The sequence below is a fragment of the Bradyrhizobium sp. GW821-FHT12B03 genome (genome assembly GCF_058807535.1).
Genome location: NZ_JBXAQU010000002.1, coordinates 387,386 through 403,095, shown reverse-complemented (window position 1 = coordinate 403,095; position 15,710 = coordinate 387,386). Strand labels below are relative to the sequence as shown.

General features: G+C 63.5%; 13 protein-coding genes. 6 read left to right on the top strand and 7 right to left on the bottom strand.

Annotation, left to right across the window (positions count from 1 at the left end; translation table 11 throughout):
* Positions 1-376 precede the first annotated feature (376 nt).
* Both AC1RUR_RS05900 and AC1RUR_RS05895 read right to left on the bottom strand, forming a co-directional pair.
* Positions 377-1,546, bottom strand: a complete 1,170-nt coding sequence (locus AC1RUR_RS05900; RefSeq protein ID WP_492842149.1) for a fumarylacetoacetate hydrolase family protein — start codon at positions 1,544-1,546, stop codon at positions 377-379.
* 134 nt (positions 1,547-1,680) lie between these two features.
* Entirely contained in the window at positions 1,681-5,223 is a 3,543-nt protein-coding gene (locus AC1RUR_RS05895) for an AAA family ATPase (protein ID WP_492842148.1), read from the bottom strand.
* Positions 5,224-5,382: 159 nt separating this feature from the next.
* Between AC1RUR_RS05895 and AC1RUR_RS05890 the strand changes: the two genes are divergently transcribed.
* A complete protein-coding gene (locus AC1RUR_RS05890) occupies positions 5,383-6,132 on the top strand; it encodes a helix-turn-helix transcriptional regulator (RefSeq protein WP_492842147.1) in 750 nt (249 codons plus the stop codon).
* A gap of 24 nt (positions 6,133-6,156) precedes the next feature.
* Here the strand turns inward: AC1RUR_RS05890 and AC1RUR_RS05885 are convergent, their stop codons facing one another.
* The 4 genes from AC1RUR_RS05885 to AC1RUR_RS05870 form a co-directional block, all read right to left on the bottom strand.
* Positions 6,157-7,134: a HEAT repeat domain-containing protein gene (locus AC1RUR_RS05885; protein WP_492842146.1), complete on the bottom strand. Its 978-nt coding sequence runs from the start codon at positions 7,132-7,134 to the stop codon at positions 6,157-6,159.
* Between the two features lie 2 nt (positions 7,135-7,136).
* Positions 7,137-7,370 (bottom strand): 4Fe-4S dicluster domain-containing protein, encoded by a 234-nt coding sequence (locus tag AC1RUR_RS05880; protein WP_008141081.1) that lies wholly within the window; start codon positions 7,368-7,370, stop codon positions 7,137-7,139.
* Positions 7,371-7,401: 31 nt separating this feature from the next.
* The gene (locus AC1RUR_RS05875) at positions 7,402-9,144 is read right to left on the bottom strand and encodes a fumarate reductase/succinate dehydrogenase flavoprotein subunit (RefSeq protein ID WP_492842145.1); all 1,743 of its coding nucleotides are present in this window, start codon (positions 9,142-9,144) and stop codon (positions 7,402-7,404) included.
* A gap of 102 nt (positions 9,145-9,246) precedes the next feature.
* Positions 9,247-10,020 (bottom strand): ferredoxin--NADP reductase, encoded by a 774-nt coding sequence (locus AC1RUR_RS05870; protein WP_492842144.1) that lies wholly within the window; start codon positions 10,018-10,020, stop codon positions 9,247-9,249.
* A 199-nt stretch (positions 10,021-10,219) separates the two neighbouring features.
* Here AC1RUR_RS05870 and AC1RUR_RS05865 point away from each other — a divergent pair, with 199 nt between their 5' ends.
* Entirely contained in the window at positions 10,220-10,522 is a 303-nt protein-coding gene (locus AC1RUR_RS05865; RefSeq protein WP_492842143.1) for a gamma-butyrobetaine hydroxylase-like domain-containing protein, read from the top strand.
* A gap of 78 nt (positions 10,523-10,600) precedes the next feature.
* On the opposite strand, the gene AC1RUR_RS05860 is transcribed toward AC1RUR_RS05865, so the two are convergent.
* On the bottom strand, positions 10,601-11,167 hold the full coding sequence (locus tag AC1RUR_RS05860) for a hypothetical protein (RefSeq protein WP_492842142.1): 567 nt from the start codon (positions 11,165-11,167) through the stop codon (positions 10,601-10,603).
* A gap of 316 nt (positions 11,168-11,483) precedes the next feature.
* On the opposite strand from AC1RUR_RS05860, the gene AC1RUR_RS05855 reads away from it, so the two are divergent.
* The 4 genes from AC1RUR_RS05855 (at position 11,484) to AC1RUR_RS05840 (ending at position 15,630) form a co-directional block, all read left to right on the top strand.
* A complete protein-coding gene (locus AC1RUR_RS05855) occupies positions 11,484-12,257 on the top strand; it encodes a Crp/Fnr family transcriptional regulator (RefSeq protein ID WP_492842141.1) in 774 nt (257 codons plus the stop codon).
* A 180-nt stretch (positions 12,258-12,437) separates the two neighbouring features.
* On the top strand, positions 12,438-13,859 hold the full coding sequence (locus AC1RUR_RS05850; protein WP_492842140.1) for an ABC transporter substrate-binding protein: 1,422 nt from the start codon (positions 12,438-12,440) through the stop codon (positions 13,857-13,859).
* On the top strand, positions 13,856-14,761 hold the full coding sequence (locus AC1RUR_RS05845; RefSeq protein WP_492842139.1) for an ABC transporter permease: 906 nt from the start codon (positions 13,856-13,858) through the stop codon (positions 14,759-14,761). The genes AC1RUR_RS05850 and AC1RUR_RS05845 overlap by 4 nt, the downstream gene beginning before the upstream one ends.
* Positions 14,758-15,630 carry an ABC transporter ATP-binding protein gene (locus AC1RUR_RS05840; protein WP_492842138.1) on the top strand — a complete coding sequence of 291 codons (873 nt, stop codon included), beginning with the start codon at positions 14,758-14,760 and terminating at the stop codon, positions 15,628-15,630. Before AC1RUR_RS05845 ends, AC1RUR_RS05840 begins: the two co-directional genes overlap by 4 nt.
* Positions 15,631-15,710 lie beyond the last annotated feature (80 nt).

Genomic DNA, 15,710 nt, shown 5'->3' with positions numbered 1-15,710 from the left:
TCTCCCAAGAGTGATCTTGTGTTTATCTCGGGCGCCGGTTGGTAGCATGGCACCCGCAAACCGCCCTTTCCGGGCGGCGGGAGGCACTATTTCACGGAAGATGGGTTCCGACTAGTCATATTATTTGACTATTTAGAAGGAACCGCGCGCTGGCTGGATGGGCGGTTCTATGACACGCCCAGCGCGATTTTGTTCCGTGGATGCAACGGGGAGATGATGGAAATCTTGCGCTCGAAGATCGCCACAGCCATCATGGCCGGGCTTGTCCCGGCCATCCACGCCTTGCCACGCGGCGCGAAGAACGTGGATGCCCGGGACAAGCCCGGGCATGACGACCTTCCGCGAATTGTCTTGTGCGAATTTAAGACGGAGCGAGCTAAATCAGCTTCCGCTGCGCGAGGTTCTTCATCAGCGCGCCGATGCCGAAGGTCCAGGGCTCGCACTCGTCGCTGGTGCGCATGCGATTGACGAGCTTGCCGAGCTGGGGCGCGGCGATGGTGACGATGTCGTCGCGCTTGTGCGTAAAACCCTGCCCGGGCGCATCGCGATCCTTGACCGGTGCGAACATGGTGCCGAGGAACAGCACGAAGCCGTCAGGGTATTGATGGACCTTGCCGATGGTCTGTTCGACGAGGTCGGTCGGATCACGGCTGATCTTGCTGATCGAGGAATGGCCGTCGAGGACGAAACCATCCGTCCCCTTCACGTTCAGGCTGATGTCGAGCTTGCGCGCATCATCGAGCGTGAAGCTGTCGTCGAACAGGCGCAGCAGCGGACCGATCGCGCAGGAGGCGTTGTTGTCCTTGGCTTTCGACAGCAGCAGCGCCGAGCGGCCTTCGAAATCGCGCAGGTTGACGTCGTTGCCGAGCGCACCGCCGACGATCCTGCCGCGGCTGGAGACGAACAGCACCAGTTCCGGCTCCGGGTTGTTCCAGGTCGATTTTGGATGCAGCCCGGCATCCATGCCGGTGCCGACCGAGGACAGGGTCGGCGCCTTGGTGAAGACCTCGGCATCGGGACCGATGCCGACCTCGAGATACTGGCTCCAGGCGTTCTGGTCGATCAGCACCTGCTTCAGATGCATCGCCTGGTCCGAGCCCGGCTTGAGTTTTGACAGATCGTCGCCGATCAGCCGCGTCACCTCCTTGCGGATCGCTTCGGCGGAGGCCGGATTGCCCTTGGCGCGCTCCTCGATGACGCGCTCCAGCATCGAGATCGCGAAGGTGACACCGGCGGCCTTCAGGGTCTGGAGATCGACCGGCGCGAGCAGCCACGGCTTCCTGGGGTCGCGCCCGTCGGGGGCCGTATTGGCCACGATGGCGTCGAGATCGCCGATGCGCTCGCCCTTGGTCGAGCTAAGCGCCTTGGCCGGATCGTTCTCCTCGCAGAGCGCGCTGATGGTCGGGAATGTCGCGGTGACGTCGAAGACGCCATCGCCGCGCACGGCGACGACGGCGGGGCCGTTCGCCTGCGGCAGCCAGACGCGCCCAGCCAGTGTTCCCCGCGTGCCGTCCTCGGGGAGAAGGTCCCTCGCTGCTAATGTCATCGTCACCACATCCGGCTCCCTTGCATCGACATTTTCGAATATCTGGCGTCCCGCTCCTTGTGGCGGCAACGCGGCCACGGATCAAGTCCCCAGCAGCCACCTTGAGAAACCGCGATTGCGCATCGATGCAAGTGCTATTCGCCTGCGAGCCGCTCCGCGCGAGCGAGGGGCCGTTCAAGACCGAATGCGCGGAACCCGTGGGCGGCATCGGAGGCAAGCTTCTGGGCGTGCCGAGCGCGGCCCATGACCTTATGAGCTTCAGCGAGAGACAGGTCGCATTCCGCCAGAAGCGGCGCGAGACCGTGGCGTGACGCAATGCGCCGTGCTTCCTCGATATCCTCGACTGCGTCCTCGACGGAGGCCGGCAACAGCCGGCGCAAGTCGCCTCGGCACTTGAACGCGTGCGCCATCTGGACGAATTCATTTGCACGGCGCGTCACGTCGATGGCCTGATCGGCCCAAACCATCGCCTCCTCCATCACGCCAACCGCCGCCTTTGCTTCGGCAATGGCCTTGAACAGAAAGAACGAGAAGTATCTCGCGCCGCGCAAATGCGCGCCGCGACCAAGCAACGCCTCCGCCACGCCCAACCCCTCCGCCGGCCGGCCGAGCTGCACCAACGCGGTCGAAAGGAAACTCGCGGCCGGGCATACCGTCTCACTCGTGAAGGAGCGACGGCACAGTTCGACGGTCGGCTCCAGAACAGGCACGGCGTGCTCGGGGTATCCGCGCCGGACATGATAGAGCCCTTCTGCCGCGTCCAGGAAGATATGCGAATAGGGCTGCTGCGCGGCATGGACCACCTTGCGCCCCAAATCGATCTGCTCGCGAGCTCGCTCGAACTGACCTGTCTCCAAGAGGTACCAACTGAGAAACGCCCGCGACATGATGCTCGGGAGGCCGATCCATCCGAGACGCTGATCCTGAAGGCCAAGGCGTTCCAGAGTTGCTATGACGCTCTCATGCAGCGCGATGGCGTCGGTCAGCTGGCCTTGTCCAAATCGCGCATTGGCAAGAGTGAAGTTCGCCGATATCTGCAGCGGCAATTTCGACGCACGATCGGCATAGGCCAACGTCGATAGCGCCGATGCAGCGGCGGCATCGTGTTGCCCGTTCGTCCACTGGGCAGCGGCCAGCTGGGAAGTCGCAAGCGCGAGCCTGACCTCGTCTCCCAGGGCCTTGGCGACATCGACGATACCGGCCAGGATGTTGATCGTCCGCTCCATCTCGCCACGCATTTGATACGCCTGGCATAACAGCAGCCGAAGATCTATCTCCTGCTTGTTGCGATCGGCGGAGACGGGCAGACGCGCAATGAGATCCAGCGCCTTTCCGAACTGTCCGCTCGCCTCGACCATGGCCGACCGTTCCAACGACAGGCGGCCGGCTTTGGCCCACTGCACCACGGCTTTATCGAAAATCCCCGCTTCGCCATAATGATGCGCCAATGTCGCAGGCGAGCTTGCCGCGACAGCCGGAAACTGCTGCTCGATCACGCGGGCGATCTCTGCATGGAGCTGACAACGCCGTTCTCGCAGCAGGCTCGCATAGGCCGTGTCCTGCACGAGCGTGTGCTTGAATCGGTAGGTTGCGTCAGGCGGCGTGCCGCGCTGGAAAATCAGCTCGGCCGAGGCGAGTTGGCGAAGTCCCGCGTTGAGGTGGGGCTCGGGAAGAGCAGATACCGATGAAATCAACGCGTAACTGAACTCGCTGCCGATGACGGCGCCTATCTGGGCAATGTCCTTGAACGATGCCAGGCGATCGAGGCGGGCAAGCAGCGAAGCGTGCAATGACGACGGGATCGAGCGCTGCGGCAGCGCGCCGACCAGCTCATAATGATCTCCGGCCTCGCGCAAGATGCCACTTTCGAGCACGGTCTTGGTAAGCTCCTCGATGAAGAGCGGCACGCCATCGGTACGGACGACTATCTGGCCGAGCACTTCCTCGGGAAAGACCCTGCCCCGCGCAATGTTCGTCACCATCGCCTCGACGTCGGAGCGGCCCAGACGAGTGAGGGCCATCGTGGAGGTAAAGGCGTGATTGGGCCATGGCGGCTTGAACTCCGGACGCGCGGTTCCGACCAGCAAGAGACGCAAGCTGGAGGCCTGCTCGACAATTCGAGACAGCAACTCGAGCGATGATGGATCGACCCAGTGCAGATCCTCAAAGACAAGCAGGACCGGCCGCATCGCGCACAGGCTCTTGAGTTGATCAAGCAATGCGTAGAACAGGCGCTCCTTGAATTCGTGAGGCGTGAGATTCGGCAAGGAGGGGCGTTGCCCGGCCGGAAGCGACAGCAGCATGGCGAGAAGGGCCGCATGCTCGGGCAGCGAACATCCGCGGTCCTCGAGCAAGGCTTCGAGCTTGCCAAGCTTGGCCTCGGCATCGTCATTGGCCTCGAGGCCGGCCTCACGCATCAGGCTCATGATGACCGGGTGCAGCGCCGTCTCTTGCTCATGCGGCGCACATTGGTAGATCAGCTGCGAATGCGGCTGTCCCGTCAGCCGATCCTGGAGCGCCCGGGTCAGGCGCGACTTGCCGATCCCCGATTCACCGGTGAGCAGAACGCCACGGCCGCTGCCGCCTTTGGCCTGTTCCCAGCGGCGCATCAGCAGATCGAGCTCTTCGTCGCGCCCCAGGAGCGGTGACGCATCCAGTCGGCGGAGCGCTTCGAAACGGCCTGCGCCCGTGCTTTCACGCAGCACCATCGATGCGTCGAGATGTTCCGCGCCGCCTGCCAGCGCGGCGGCATCAAGGCCGCGGCATTCGAAGAGCTTGCCGACGAGGCGTTGGGTTGCGCTCGAAACGACGACCATACCCGGCGCGGCCAGCCTCAGCAGATTTATCGCCGACAGTGGCGTTTCGCCGGCAAAGGCGTGCTCCTCCACCGGTGCACTGCCGACCGGATCACCTGCCACCACGAGCCCCGTGGCGATACCGACCTGTGCCTGCAATCCGCCGACATGACCTTCGAGACGGAGCGCGGCAACGGCTTTCGTCACCGCGAGGCCCGCCCGCACCGCCCGCTCCGCATCGTCCTCGCGGGCCAGCGGGTATCCGAAACTGGCAAAGACCTCCACCGTCACGGACCTGGCGACAAGGCCGCCATGGCGCTCCACGGCGTCCCTGACAGATCTGCGATATGCGGCGAGAATTTCACCGAAGTCCTCGGGGTCCGCACCTCGCGCGAGGGTCGATGCGTCAACGAGATTGCAGGCCATGATGGTGACCTGTCGACGGTCGGGGTCGTTCCGTTGCACGGCCGTCAGAGGCAGTGACGCGTCGAATGTCGACGGCTGCTGCGTTGTGGCCGAGCCCTCATCCGATCGGCCCCGAGGGATCCCCGCGGCCGGCGCCGCATCAGTCGTCGCGATGGGGACGTCGATGAGATAACCCCGTCTGGCAACCGTCTTGACGATGCGATGCCCCTCGCTCCCCAAAGCGCGGCGCACCTCGCTGATGCACTGGGTCAAGGACGCATCGCTCACCGTCACGGCGGGCCAGATCACCTCTATCAACTCGTCCTTGCCGACCACCCGGCCGGCGTGCTCGGCCAGATAGCGCAGCACCTCAAAGCTCTTGCGCCGCAGTTCCACTCGCCCCGCGGGTCCTTCCAGACATAGCCGCGCCGTATCGAGCGTAAAGCCTTCAAACTGAAGCGATTTCTGCGTGGCCATTTCCGACCCTGGATACGAAACGAAGGAATACGAAACAAAGGAACTTCGCTCAGCTCGCCGAGACCTTAGCGAAACTTGAGCCAATTTAGATGGAACTCTCAGGACATGGACGACATGCAGTGATCTTGTTACGGCGCCCTGGAAAGTGCTCGTCAACAAATGTTGAAATATCAGATTTCAGACATCAACGGCGCGGTCTGCAAAGAGGCGAGCATTGGTGCGCTCTTGCAACCGCACAAGGATGCGACGCCGACGCAGGTTGCATTCGAGGTGCTCGATCGGCTTTCTGCCGGGATTATCCTGCTCAATCGGTACGCACGCATCGTCTATGCCAACGCGACGGCGCAGTCGCTCGGATCGGATGGCGGTGCGCTGAATTTGCGCGCTGCGACGGTCGCGACCGGATCGCCGCGGCATTCGCAGCACCTCAACGCCCTCATTCGCGCAGCGCTGCGCGACGCTTCGGCTGGGTCGATGTCGGTGCCGGACCCACGCGATGGTCAACTCCTGACCATTCTGGTGTCGTCGGCAGGAGATCGGGGCGACGCGCGCTTCGCCGATCTCGGCATGCAGGATGCCGCCGTGCTGTTGTTCATCGTCGGTTTCGCCAGCCGCACCGACATTCCAGTGGAGTGGCTTATTGATGCCTACGGATTGACGCCTGCCGAAGCACGGGTTGCGCTTGCGATATCGTCGGGCTGCACGGTCCCGGAAACGTCGGCGCGGCTCGGCTCCTCGCCAAACACAATCAAGACCCATCTGAAGGCGATATTCGCCAAGACTGGCACCTCGGGGCAAGTAGGATTGACCCGCCTGATGACGTCGATTGGAGCGCTTGCCGCCAGGACGCTTCCCCCGGCCGGCCCGGAGATCCTCGCCGATCCGAGGACCAACGATCACCGATATTGAACCAAGCGGCAGCCCGCCGTATCGCTACGCCCCTGCCCGCGCTTTGCGGGCCGCGATCTGCTGGAGCGCCCAGCGCGCGTTCTTGCGGACGTCGGGATCGCCATCGTCGGCGATGACGGCCAGGAACGCCTCACCGTCGGGATGGGCGATCTCGCCCAGCGCGGCGGCCGATTCCTTCCGCAAATTGGCCTGGTCGTGGTTGATGCAATTGCCGATCGGGCGGACCGCACGCTCGATCTTCATCTTACCCAAGCTGCGGATCGCCTTCAGCCGCACCTGCCAGAATTCGTCGGCAAGGCAGGCGATGAGCTGGTCGGCAGCGAGCGAACCGTTGACGTTGAGGCCGAGCGTTTCCGCCGCCATCTCGCGGACCATCCAGTCCGAATCCTTCAGCGCACGCGTGATCGTCTCGGCCGCCGGCTTCAGCTGCGAGAACGCCAGCGCGCTGACGGCGGCGCGGCGCACATGGGCATCGGGATCGTTGATCAGCGCGGTCAGCGCCGGAATGGATTCTTCCAGCTTGAGGAACCCGATCACGCCGATTGCCTGCACGCGCACCGCAGCGTCGGAATCCAGGAGCGCTTCCAGCGCCGGCTTCAGCGTGTTCTTGCAGCGCAGCTCCTTCAGCGCGCGCAACGCGCCCATACGAACGAAGGCGTGAGCGTGCTTGACCAGCGGCAGAATGATTTCGGCACAGGCCGGATCCTTGAACTCGGCCATGCTGTCGGCCGCGGCCGATGCGACGATTCTCTCGGGATCGACCAGCAGCTTCACCAACGCGCTCGCGGCCTCCGGCCCGTCAAACTCGCCGAGCGCCATGGCGACCTGCTGGCGCACGCCGGCATCGGGATCCGCCACCATGTTGGCGAGATGGCCGACGGCCGCGGGATCGCCGGAATGACCGAGCGCGATGATGGCGACACGGCGCTCGCCGGGATCGGCGGCCTGAAGCCGCTCGTCGGCGTCTTCGAGATCGTCATAGGACTCGAACGGGCTCGACATGATCACCTCAGCAGATAGGGAATGTTGACGGTGACGGCACCGGTCGGGCAATCGGCTTCGCAGGGCATGCAGTACCAGCACTCGTCATAGGCCATGTAGGCCTTGCCGGTCATGTCGCTGATGCGCAAGACGTCGAGCGGGCAGACGTCGACGCAGACGGTGCAGCCCTTGTCGGCGATGCATTTGGCGTCGTCGACGACCACCGGAACCGATGTCTGATAGGACGCGAGAGGCATTTGATGTCTCCTGTTGCTGTGGTCTGGTGGGTCAGGCCGAGGCGCGGATGCGCTGCTTGTCGTAGAGATCCTTCTCGTCGTCGGCGATCGGCACGACGTAAGGTTCGACGGCGCGCTTCTCGCTGGTCATCTTGCCGTCCTGCTTGGAGAGCAGCGTGTGGCAGAACCAGTTCTCGTTGTCCTTCTCCGGGAAATCCGTGCGCCAGTGATAGAGGCCCCAGCGGCTCTCCTCGCGGTACAGCGAGGCATGCACCGCCATGTCGGCGCAGTCCATGATCGACTGCACTTCCAGCGCGCGCAGCAGCTCGTGGGCGTTGCGCGCGATCATGTGCTCCTGCATGTCCTGCCGCGTCTCGGCGAGGCGGCGCATGCCGAGCTCGTATTTGCGCGTCACCTTCGGCGGCTGGAGATAATCGTTGACGAGCCGGCGGGTCTTGTACTCGACCTGGTTCGGCGGAATGCCGTCCTCACGCTTGGTCGGCGCCATCACGCGGTCGCGTTCCCTGGCGACATCGGCTGCATCAAATTCTGCGAAGTCGTGATTGTCGGCGAACTCCATCGCGTCGATGCCGGCAACCGAGCCGTTGGTGAAGGCGCCGAGCATGTAATTGTGCGGCACGCTCGCCATATCGCCGGCGGCATAGAGGCCGGGCACGGTGGTGCGGGCATTGTCGTCGACGAACACGCCGGAAGCGCTGTGGCCGGAGCAGAAGCCGATCTCGGAGATGTGCATTTCGATCGACTCGCTGCGGTAGTCGACGCCGCGCCCCTGCTGGAACAGGCCGCGCGTGGGACGCTCCACTTTGTGCAGCGTGGACTCGATCTCCGAGATCGTATCAGGATGGAGATGCTTGAGCTGGAGGAACACCGGCCCCTTGCCGGACAACAGCTCGTTGTAGAATTCGAGCATCATCTGGCCGGACCAGTAGTCGCATTCGATGAAGCGTGAGCCCTCGTTGTTGGCGGTGAAGGCGCCGAAGGGACCGGCGACATAGGCGCAGGCCGGGCCGTTATAGTCCTTGATCAAAGGATTGATCTGGTAGCATTCGAGGTTCGCGAGCGCGGCGCCGGCGTGATAGGCCATGGAATAGCCGTCGCCGGAATTGGCGGCATTCTCGTAGGTGCCGAACATGTAACCGGAGGTCGGCAGGCCGAGGCGGCCGGCGGCGCCCATGCACAGGATCACGGCCTTGGCCTTGATCACCAGCATTTCGGCGGTGCGGGTGTTGACGCTGATCGCACCGGCAATGCGGCCGTCGGACGATTTGAGCAGCCGCGTCGCCATGTAGCGATTCGAGATCAGGATGCGGGCGCGGCGGAGCTGGCGGTACAGCGCCTTCTTCACGGTCTCGCCGTTCGGCATCGGCAGAACGTAGGTGCCGATGTGATGCACCTTCTTGACGGCGTAGTCGCCGTTCTCGTTCTTCAGGAAGCGGATGCCGAAACTGTCGAGCTCCTCGATAATCTTGTAACAGTTCTGCGCATATTTATAGACCGCCTTCTGATCGACGATGCCGTCATTGGCGATGGTGATTTCCTTGGTGTACTGCTCCGGCGTCGCGTAGCCGGGGATGACCGCGTTGTTCAACCCGTCCATGCCCATCGAGATCGCGCCGGAGCGCTTGACGTTGGCCTTTTCGAGCAGGACGACATTGGCCTTCGGGTTCTTCAGTTTCGCCTTGAGTGCTGCCATCGGGCCGGCCGTGCCGCCGCCGATCACCAGCACATCGCAGGAAACCTCCGAAAGTCCGTCGACGATCTGATCTAGTGCCATCGCTTGCTCCTGGTTCGCCGATAGTCGGCGCCTTTGCATCAGATTTGTTCAGGGGGCTGTCCGGCGATAGCAATTAGTTGTCGCCGGGACGCGATTTGCGCCTCAGCGCTCGACAAAGGCCTTTTCGATGACGAAATGGCCGGGCCGGCTGTGATTGCCCTCGACAAAGCCGCGTTCGGAGAACATCGCGGGGAGTTCCTCGAGCATTGCCGGGCTGCCGCACAGCATGATGCGGTCGGTCTCGATGTCGAGACCTGACAGCCCGATGTCGTCGAACAGCTGGTTCGAGGCGATCAGATCGGTGATGCGGCCGCGGTTCCTGAACGGCTCGCGCGTGACGGTCGGATAGTAGACCAGCTTGTCGCGGATCAGGGGACCGAAGAATTCGTGGTTGCGCAGGCCTTCGACCAGGTGCTCGCCATAGGCAAGTTCGGAAACCTGCCGGCAGCCATGGGCGAGCACGATGGTCTCGTAATTCTCGTAGACGTCGGGGTCCTTGATCAGGCTGGCGAAGGGCGCAAGGCCCGTGCCGGTCGAGAGCAGCAGCAGGCGTTTTCCCGGAATGAGGTTGCCGGTGATCAGCGTGCCCGTCGCCTTGCGGCCGACCAGGATGATGTCGCCTTCCCGGATCTTCTGGAGGCGCGAGGTCAGCGGGCCGTCCTGCACCTTGATCGAGAAGAACTCGAGCGCCTCCTCGTGATTGGCGCTCGCCATGCTGTAGGCCCGCATCAACGGCTTGCCTTCGACCTCCAGCCCGATCATGGCGAACTGGCCGTTCTGGAAGCGGAAGCCTGGATCACGCGTCGCGGTGAAGCTGAACAGGGACTCGGTCCAGTGCCGGACCGACAGGACCGTTTCCTTCTGAAATGCGCTCATGCTCTCTCCTTGGCCATCGATGGGGACAAGGTCTCGGAGAGAGGAGAGTCCGGCAATTCGTAAGTGAAATCCCCGGTCGATTAGTTTCACATTTCGCGGGCGGTGATCGAAGAGAAGGCACATGGCCACGCCCGTGCCGGCAATTAGTTGCTATTCGCGGCCGCTCGCGCCGACGTAGATAGAGAGTCGGAGATACGTCATGACAACGACCTTGGTGGCACCGACCGTAGCCGACTACGAAGCCAGCGCCGATCTCGCCACACTCCTCGTTCGCACCACGCAGGACGACGCGTTGAGCTTGCCGGCCGAACAGCTTCGCCTCTCCTGCAAATGCGCCCACTGCACCCGCGCCCGCTTCGACGGCCGCTTCCCCGAGGCATTCCCGGGCATTGCGATCACCGAGATCGGCGATCTCGGCTATGGGCTGAACATCTCGTTTTCGGACGGGCACAACCGGGGGATTTACCCGAAGCCGTATCTGCTGAGCCTGGCGGGGCGCTGAGGTCGCGGCGCCCATTGTCGCGAGGGGTCATGCTCCCCCGTCCGTACCGGCCCTGGTCACGGCCGGATGATGCAATCCTCAGTTCGTCCTGACCGCCCGCTCCGCAAATCCCGCCGCCAATGCCAGCACGCGAAATTGTTCGGTGGCGTCGCCAGCCCCGCGTGAGGCGCCTTCATTGACGATCACCGCAACGGACCGGCGCGGCGGCGTGTCGGCCCGGCACAGCGCGATCGCTTCTCTCACGATCGCATCGTTGGCCGCAGCGTAAGCGGCCTCGCCGTCGCCGGCATCGAGGACGACGACGTCGCCGGCCTTGCCCACCTCGTCCACGACGCGATCGAACAGCCCGCCCCAGTCGCCGGGACGGTCGGTCACCGACGTCTCGCGGAACCGGCCGGGCGCGAACGGCAGCACGATCCGGCGCCGGATGCCGAGGCGTCCGGCCTCCTCGAGCGCAATCAGATCGGCCCCGCACGCCGCCGAGCAGACCAGGGCAACGGCCTGCTCCTGCTGGAAGAGATCGGCAAGCCGCTGGCGGACCAGCGGCACCGCGTCCAGCGGAAAGCGCGTCGCCTTGGCGTCCGGAGCATCAATGCGGCGGCCGGCCAGCGCAATGACGGCCTTCTGTGGTTCGTCCTGCGGCATCACATGCTCCTTAACGAGGTGGTAGACATCTTTAACGAGGTGGTGGACATCTTTCGAGCTCGGCCAGAATCGCCACGCTCATCAGCCCGAAAATCCCGCCGCCGTTGCAGGACAGGATACGCTTTTGTCCGCCAGAAGTACGTTTCTGTTGTGGCGTTCGGTGCCCGGTAGGCTGACGTGCATCTGCTGCAAACGCAAGCTCTCGATGTGCAGGACGCGGCCCGCCACCGTATCGCTGTTCCGCAGCAGCCGCTGCCGGGATCTGGCACGGACATTGCTCCTCTTTAGAACGATTTGAACGTTCCGGAGGCACACAATGTTGCAGGCGGCCAATGTGGTTCGCGGGACGGTTCCCGCAACAGTCCGGCCTGCCGGCAGCTCCTCGCTGCTGCTCACCGAGAACCAGCAATGGATCGGCGGACCGCCGTCGCTGATGGACAAGCTCTCACCGCGCGAGCGGGAGCTGGTGCTGAAGCAGGGCCGCCGCAAGGTGCTCAACCGCGGCCAGACGCTGTTCAGCCAGGGCGGCAAGCATGACGGCATCTGGCTGATCGAAAGCGGCCGCATCCGTGTGTTCTACACCTCGCCGCTCGGGCGCGAGATCACGCTGGCCTATTGGCATGTCGGCAATTTCGTCGGCGGCCCCGAAGTGTTCGAGGGCACCGTGCATCAATGGTCCGGCGTCGCATCCAGCAATTGCAGCGTGGTGCACCTTCCCGGAAAGGAACTGCGGTCCCTCGCCTCGGAGATCCCCAACCTTGCGATCGGCCTGATCGAAGGCCTCACCTTCAAGGGCAAGTGCTATTCGGCGCTGGCGCAGATGCTGGGAACGCGCTCCATCACGCAGCGCCTTGCGCATCTGTTGCTGCATCTCGTCGAGCTGTACGGCGTTGCTGACGCCGACGGCACCGTGATCGCCGCCGCCTTCACCCATGCCGACATCGCCCACATGGTCGGCGCGACCCGGCAATGGGTCACGATCAGCCTGAAGCGGATGCAGGAGAAGGGAATCGTCGTGACCAAACGGTCGCAGATCGTGGTCTGCCGGCCCGACGTGCTGGAAGAGATGCGCGGCCAGGCGTCTGATTAGAGGGCCCGCGACCGGGGCCGCTGCCCAGGCAAGCGGCTTTATAATGCAGGACTGCCCAAGGAGTATGCAATCAGCTTTTCCCGGCAACTAATCGACTGCGGTCATCATTCCGGATTTGCCCTGCCCAAGCCCTCACCCAATCATGGCAACCACAGCACATCCAACCGAATGAGGATGAGAATGGTCCGCCATCTTCCCACGCTCTCGATCGCGACGTCGGTGACGTCGCTGGCGCTGCTCCTCGCGCAGCCGGCTTCGGCGGAAACCGTCACGCTCGGCATCGGAACGCAGGACACCACAACCAATACGGTGACGGCCGGTGTCGTCATCCGCCAGCTCCACCTCCTCGAAAAGTACCTGCCGAAGGACGGCAAATATTCCAACATCAAGTTCGAGCTGGAATGGCAGAACTTCACCTCCGGCCCGCCCGTCACCAACGCGATGATGGCGAACAAGCTTCAGATCGGCATGATGGGCGACTATCCGCTGATCGTGAACGGCTTCACCTTCGAGAGCAATCCGGAGAGCAAGAGCCGCCTGATCGGTATCGCCGCCTACAGCCTGTCCGGCTCCGGCAACGGCCTCGTCGTCCACAAGGACTCGCCCTACTACGATCTCGCCGATCTCAAGGGCAAGCTCGTCAGCGTGCCCTTCGGCTCCGCCGCGCACGGCATGGTGCTCAAGGCGATGCAAGACCGCGGCTATTCGTCCGATTTCTTCCAGCTCGTCAGCCAGAGCCCGGAGGTCGGCTCGACCAATCTCCAGGAGAAGAAGATCGACGCCCATGCCGACTTCGTCCCCTTCGCCGAGCTGCTGCCGTTCCGCGGCTTTGCGCGCAAGATCTTTGACGGCGTCGAGACCAATCTGCCGACCTTCCACGGCATCGTGGTTCGCACCGACTTCGCCGAAAAATATCCTGAGGTCGTCGTCGCCTATTTCAAGGCGCTGATCGCCGCCAACCAGTGGCTGCGCGACGATCCCAAGCTCGCCGCCGAGAAGATCCAGGAATGGACAGGGATCAACAAGGAAGTCGTCTATATCTTCCTCGGCCCCAGCGGCAACATGACCACCGATCCCACGGTGAAGCCGGCGCTGATCGATGCGGCCACGACCGACGTCAAGGTGCTCCAGAATCTCGGCCGCATGAAGGAGTTCGATCCGAAGAAATGGGTCGATGACAGCTACCTCCGCAAAGCCTATGTCGAGATGAAGCTCGACTATGACGCGCAGCTTGCGAGCACGAAGAATTACGAGATCTCCGGCGAGGATAGCTTCTGCAAGAAGCCGATCGCCGATCCGCGCAAGGCCGGCGAGGTCTGGGTCGATGACGCCGGCATCCTGCCGTTCTCATCGGCAAGCTGCACGCTCGGGGCCTATGCCGACTTCAAGGCCAAGGGCAAGAAGATCAACGTCGCCTACGTCTTCGACACCACGCGCGGCATCAAGCTGTTCGCCGACCAGGCCTTCTTTGCCGTCGGCGATGGCGAGGTCGCGCCGTTCCTGCTGAAGAAGGATGCCGAAGCTTACGCGGCCAAGATCAGCGGCAAGGTGCTCGGCTTCGACGACGCGGTGAAGGCGGCCGTCAGCGGAGGCAAGACGTGAGCAGTCCCGCCCTCCTCAGACATCCCGAGGACAGCATGCCGGCAACAACTGCAATGGCTGAGGCGGGCCCCGTGCCCGCCCCGCCCGCGACACCGCCCACTTTCGGCACGCTCGCGCTGCGCTGGTACCGGCTGAACCAGGGCCGGCTGCGCGCCACCGCGATCGGCATCGCTTCGCTGATCGCGTTTCTTCTGGTCTGGCACCTGCTGACGACCTATCGCGTCGTGTTCTTCGTGCGCTTCACCAACGTGCCTTCGCCGCTCGCAGTTTATGCCAGCTTCACCAAGGCGATCCATGACCCCAAATTCCTGATGCACATCGTGCTGAGCTGCCGACGTATCCTCGTTGGTTTCTCGCTCGCAGCCGTCATCGGCGTGCCGCTCGGCCTGATCATGGGCCGTTTCAAGCTGGTGCACGAGATCATCTTCCCCGTGGCCGAAGTATTGCGGCCGATCCCGGCGATCGCCTGGGTGCCGATGGCGATCATGCTGTGGCCGACCAACGAGCAGAGCATCGTGTTCATCACCTTCCTCGGCTCGTTCTTCCCGATCCTGATCAATACGCTGCACGGGATGTCGCTGGTCGATCCGGTGCTGGTGCGCGCCGCGCAGTGCCTCGGCGCGCGCGAACGCTCGATCTTCCGCGAGGTGTATTTTCCGGCCTCGCTGCCGCACATCTTCACCGGCCTCACCGTCGGCATGGGTGTCGCCTGGGTATCGCTGATCGCCGCCGAGATGATCTCGGGGCAGTACGGCATCGGCTATTTCACCTGGGAGGCCTATTCGCTGGTGCAGTATGCCGACATCGCGCTCGGCATGATCGCGATCGGCGTGCTTGGCCTCGGATCGAGCCTGCTCATCAGGGGCGCCGGGCAATTGGTGATGCCGTGGAGGTCGACATGAGCGAGTTTCTGGCCAACCCGTCGAAGGGCCATATCGAGGTCAGGAACTTTTCCCTGAGCTATGACAGCATCGAGGGACCGGTCCAGGCCGTCACCGATACGCAGATCCACGTAAAGCCCGGCGAGTTCGTCTCGATCGTCGGGCCCTCGGGCTGCGGAAAATCGACGCTGCTCAACGCGGTCGCGGGATTCCTCAAGCCCACCACCGGAATCGTCACCGTCGACGGCGAGCGCGTCAACGGACCCAGCGCCGAACGCGGCATGGTGTTCCAGCAATATTCGCTGTTTCCCTGGAAGACGGTGCGGGAGAACGTCGAATTCGGCCTGAAGATGCGCGGCATGGCGCGCTCCCAGCGTGAGCGCGCCGCACGCACGCTGCTGGGGCTTGCAGGCCTCGAGGCGTTCGAAAAACACTATCCCGAAAAACTCTCCGGCGGCATGAAGCAGCGCGTCGGCATCGTCCGCGCACTTGCCACGGGGCCGAAGGTGCTGCTGCTCGATGAGCCCTTCGGCGCGCTGGACGCGCAGACCCGCGTCATCATGCAGCAGATCCTCACCAACATGTGGCAGCGGCTGAAGATCTCGGTGCTGTTCGTCACCCACGACATCGACGAGGCGATCTTCCTGTCCGACCGCGTCTACTGCATGACCGCGCGCCCCGGCTCGATCAAGGCGGAGATTCCGATTCCGCTGGAGCGGCCGCGCCAGCAAGCGATGATGATGTCGTCGGAATTTCTGGCGCTGCGCCGCGGATTGATGTCGCTGATCCGCGAGGAGAGCCTGAAGGCGATGGGCGGCGAGATCACCGACATGGGCATGCAGGGGCTGAACATCGAGCTGCAGGGGCACTCGCTGGCGGATGTGATTTAGCGATCTGCCTTCCCTTCTCCCCTTGTGGGAGAAGGTGGCGCGAAGCGCCGGATGAGGGGTTCTATCCGCGTACTCACGGC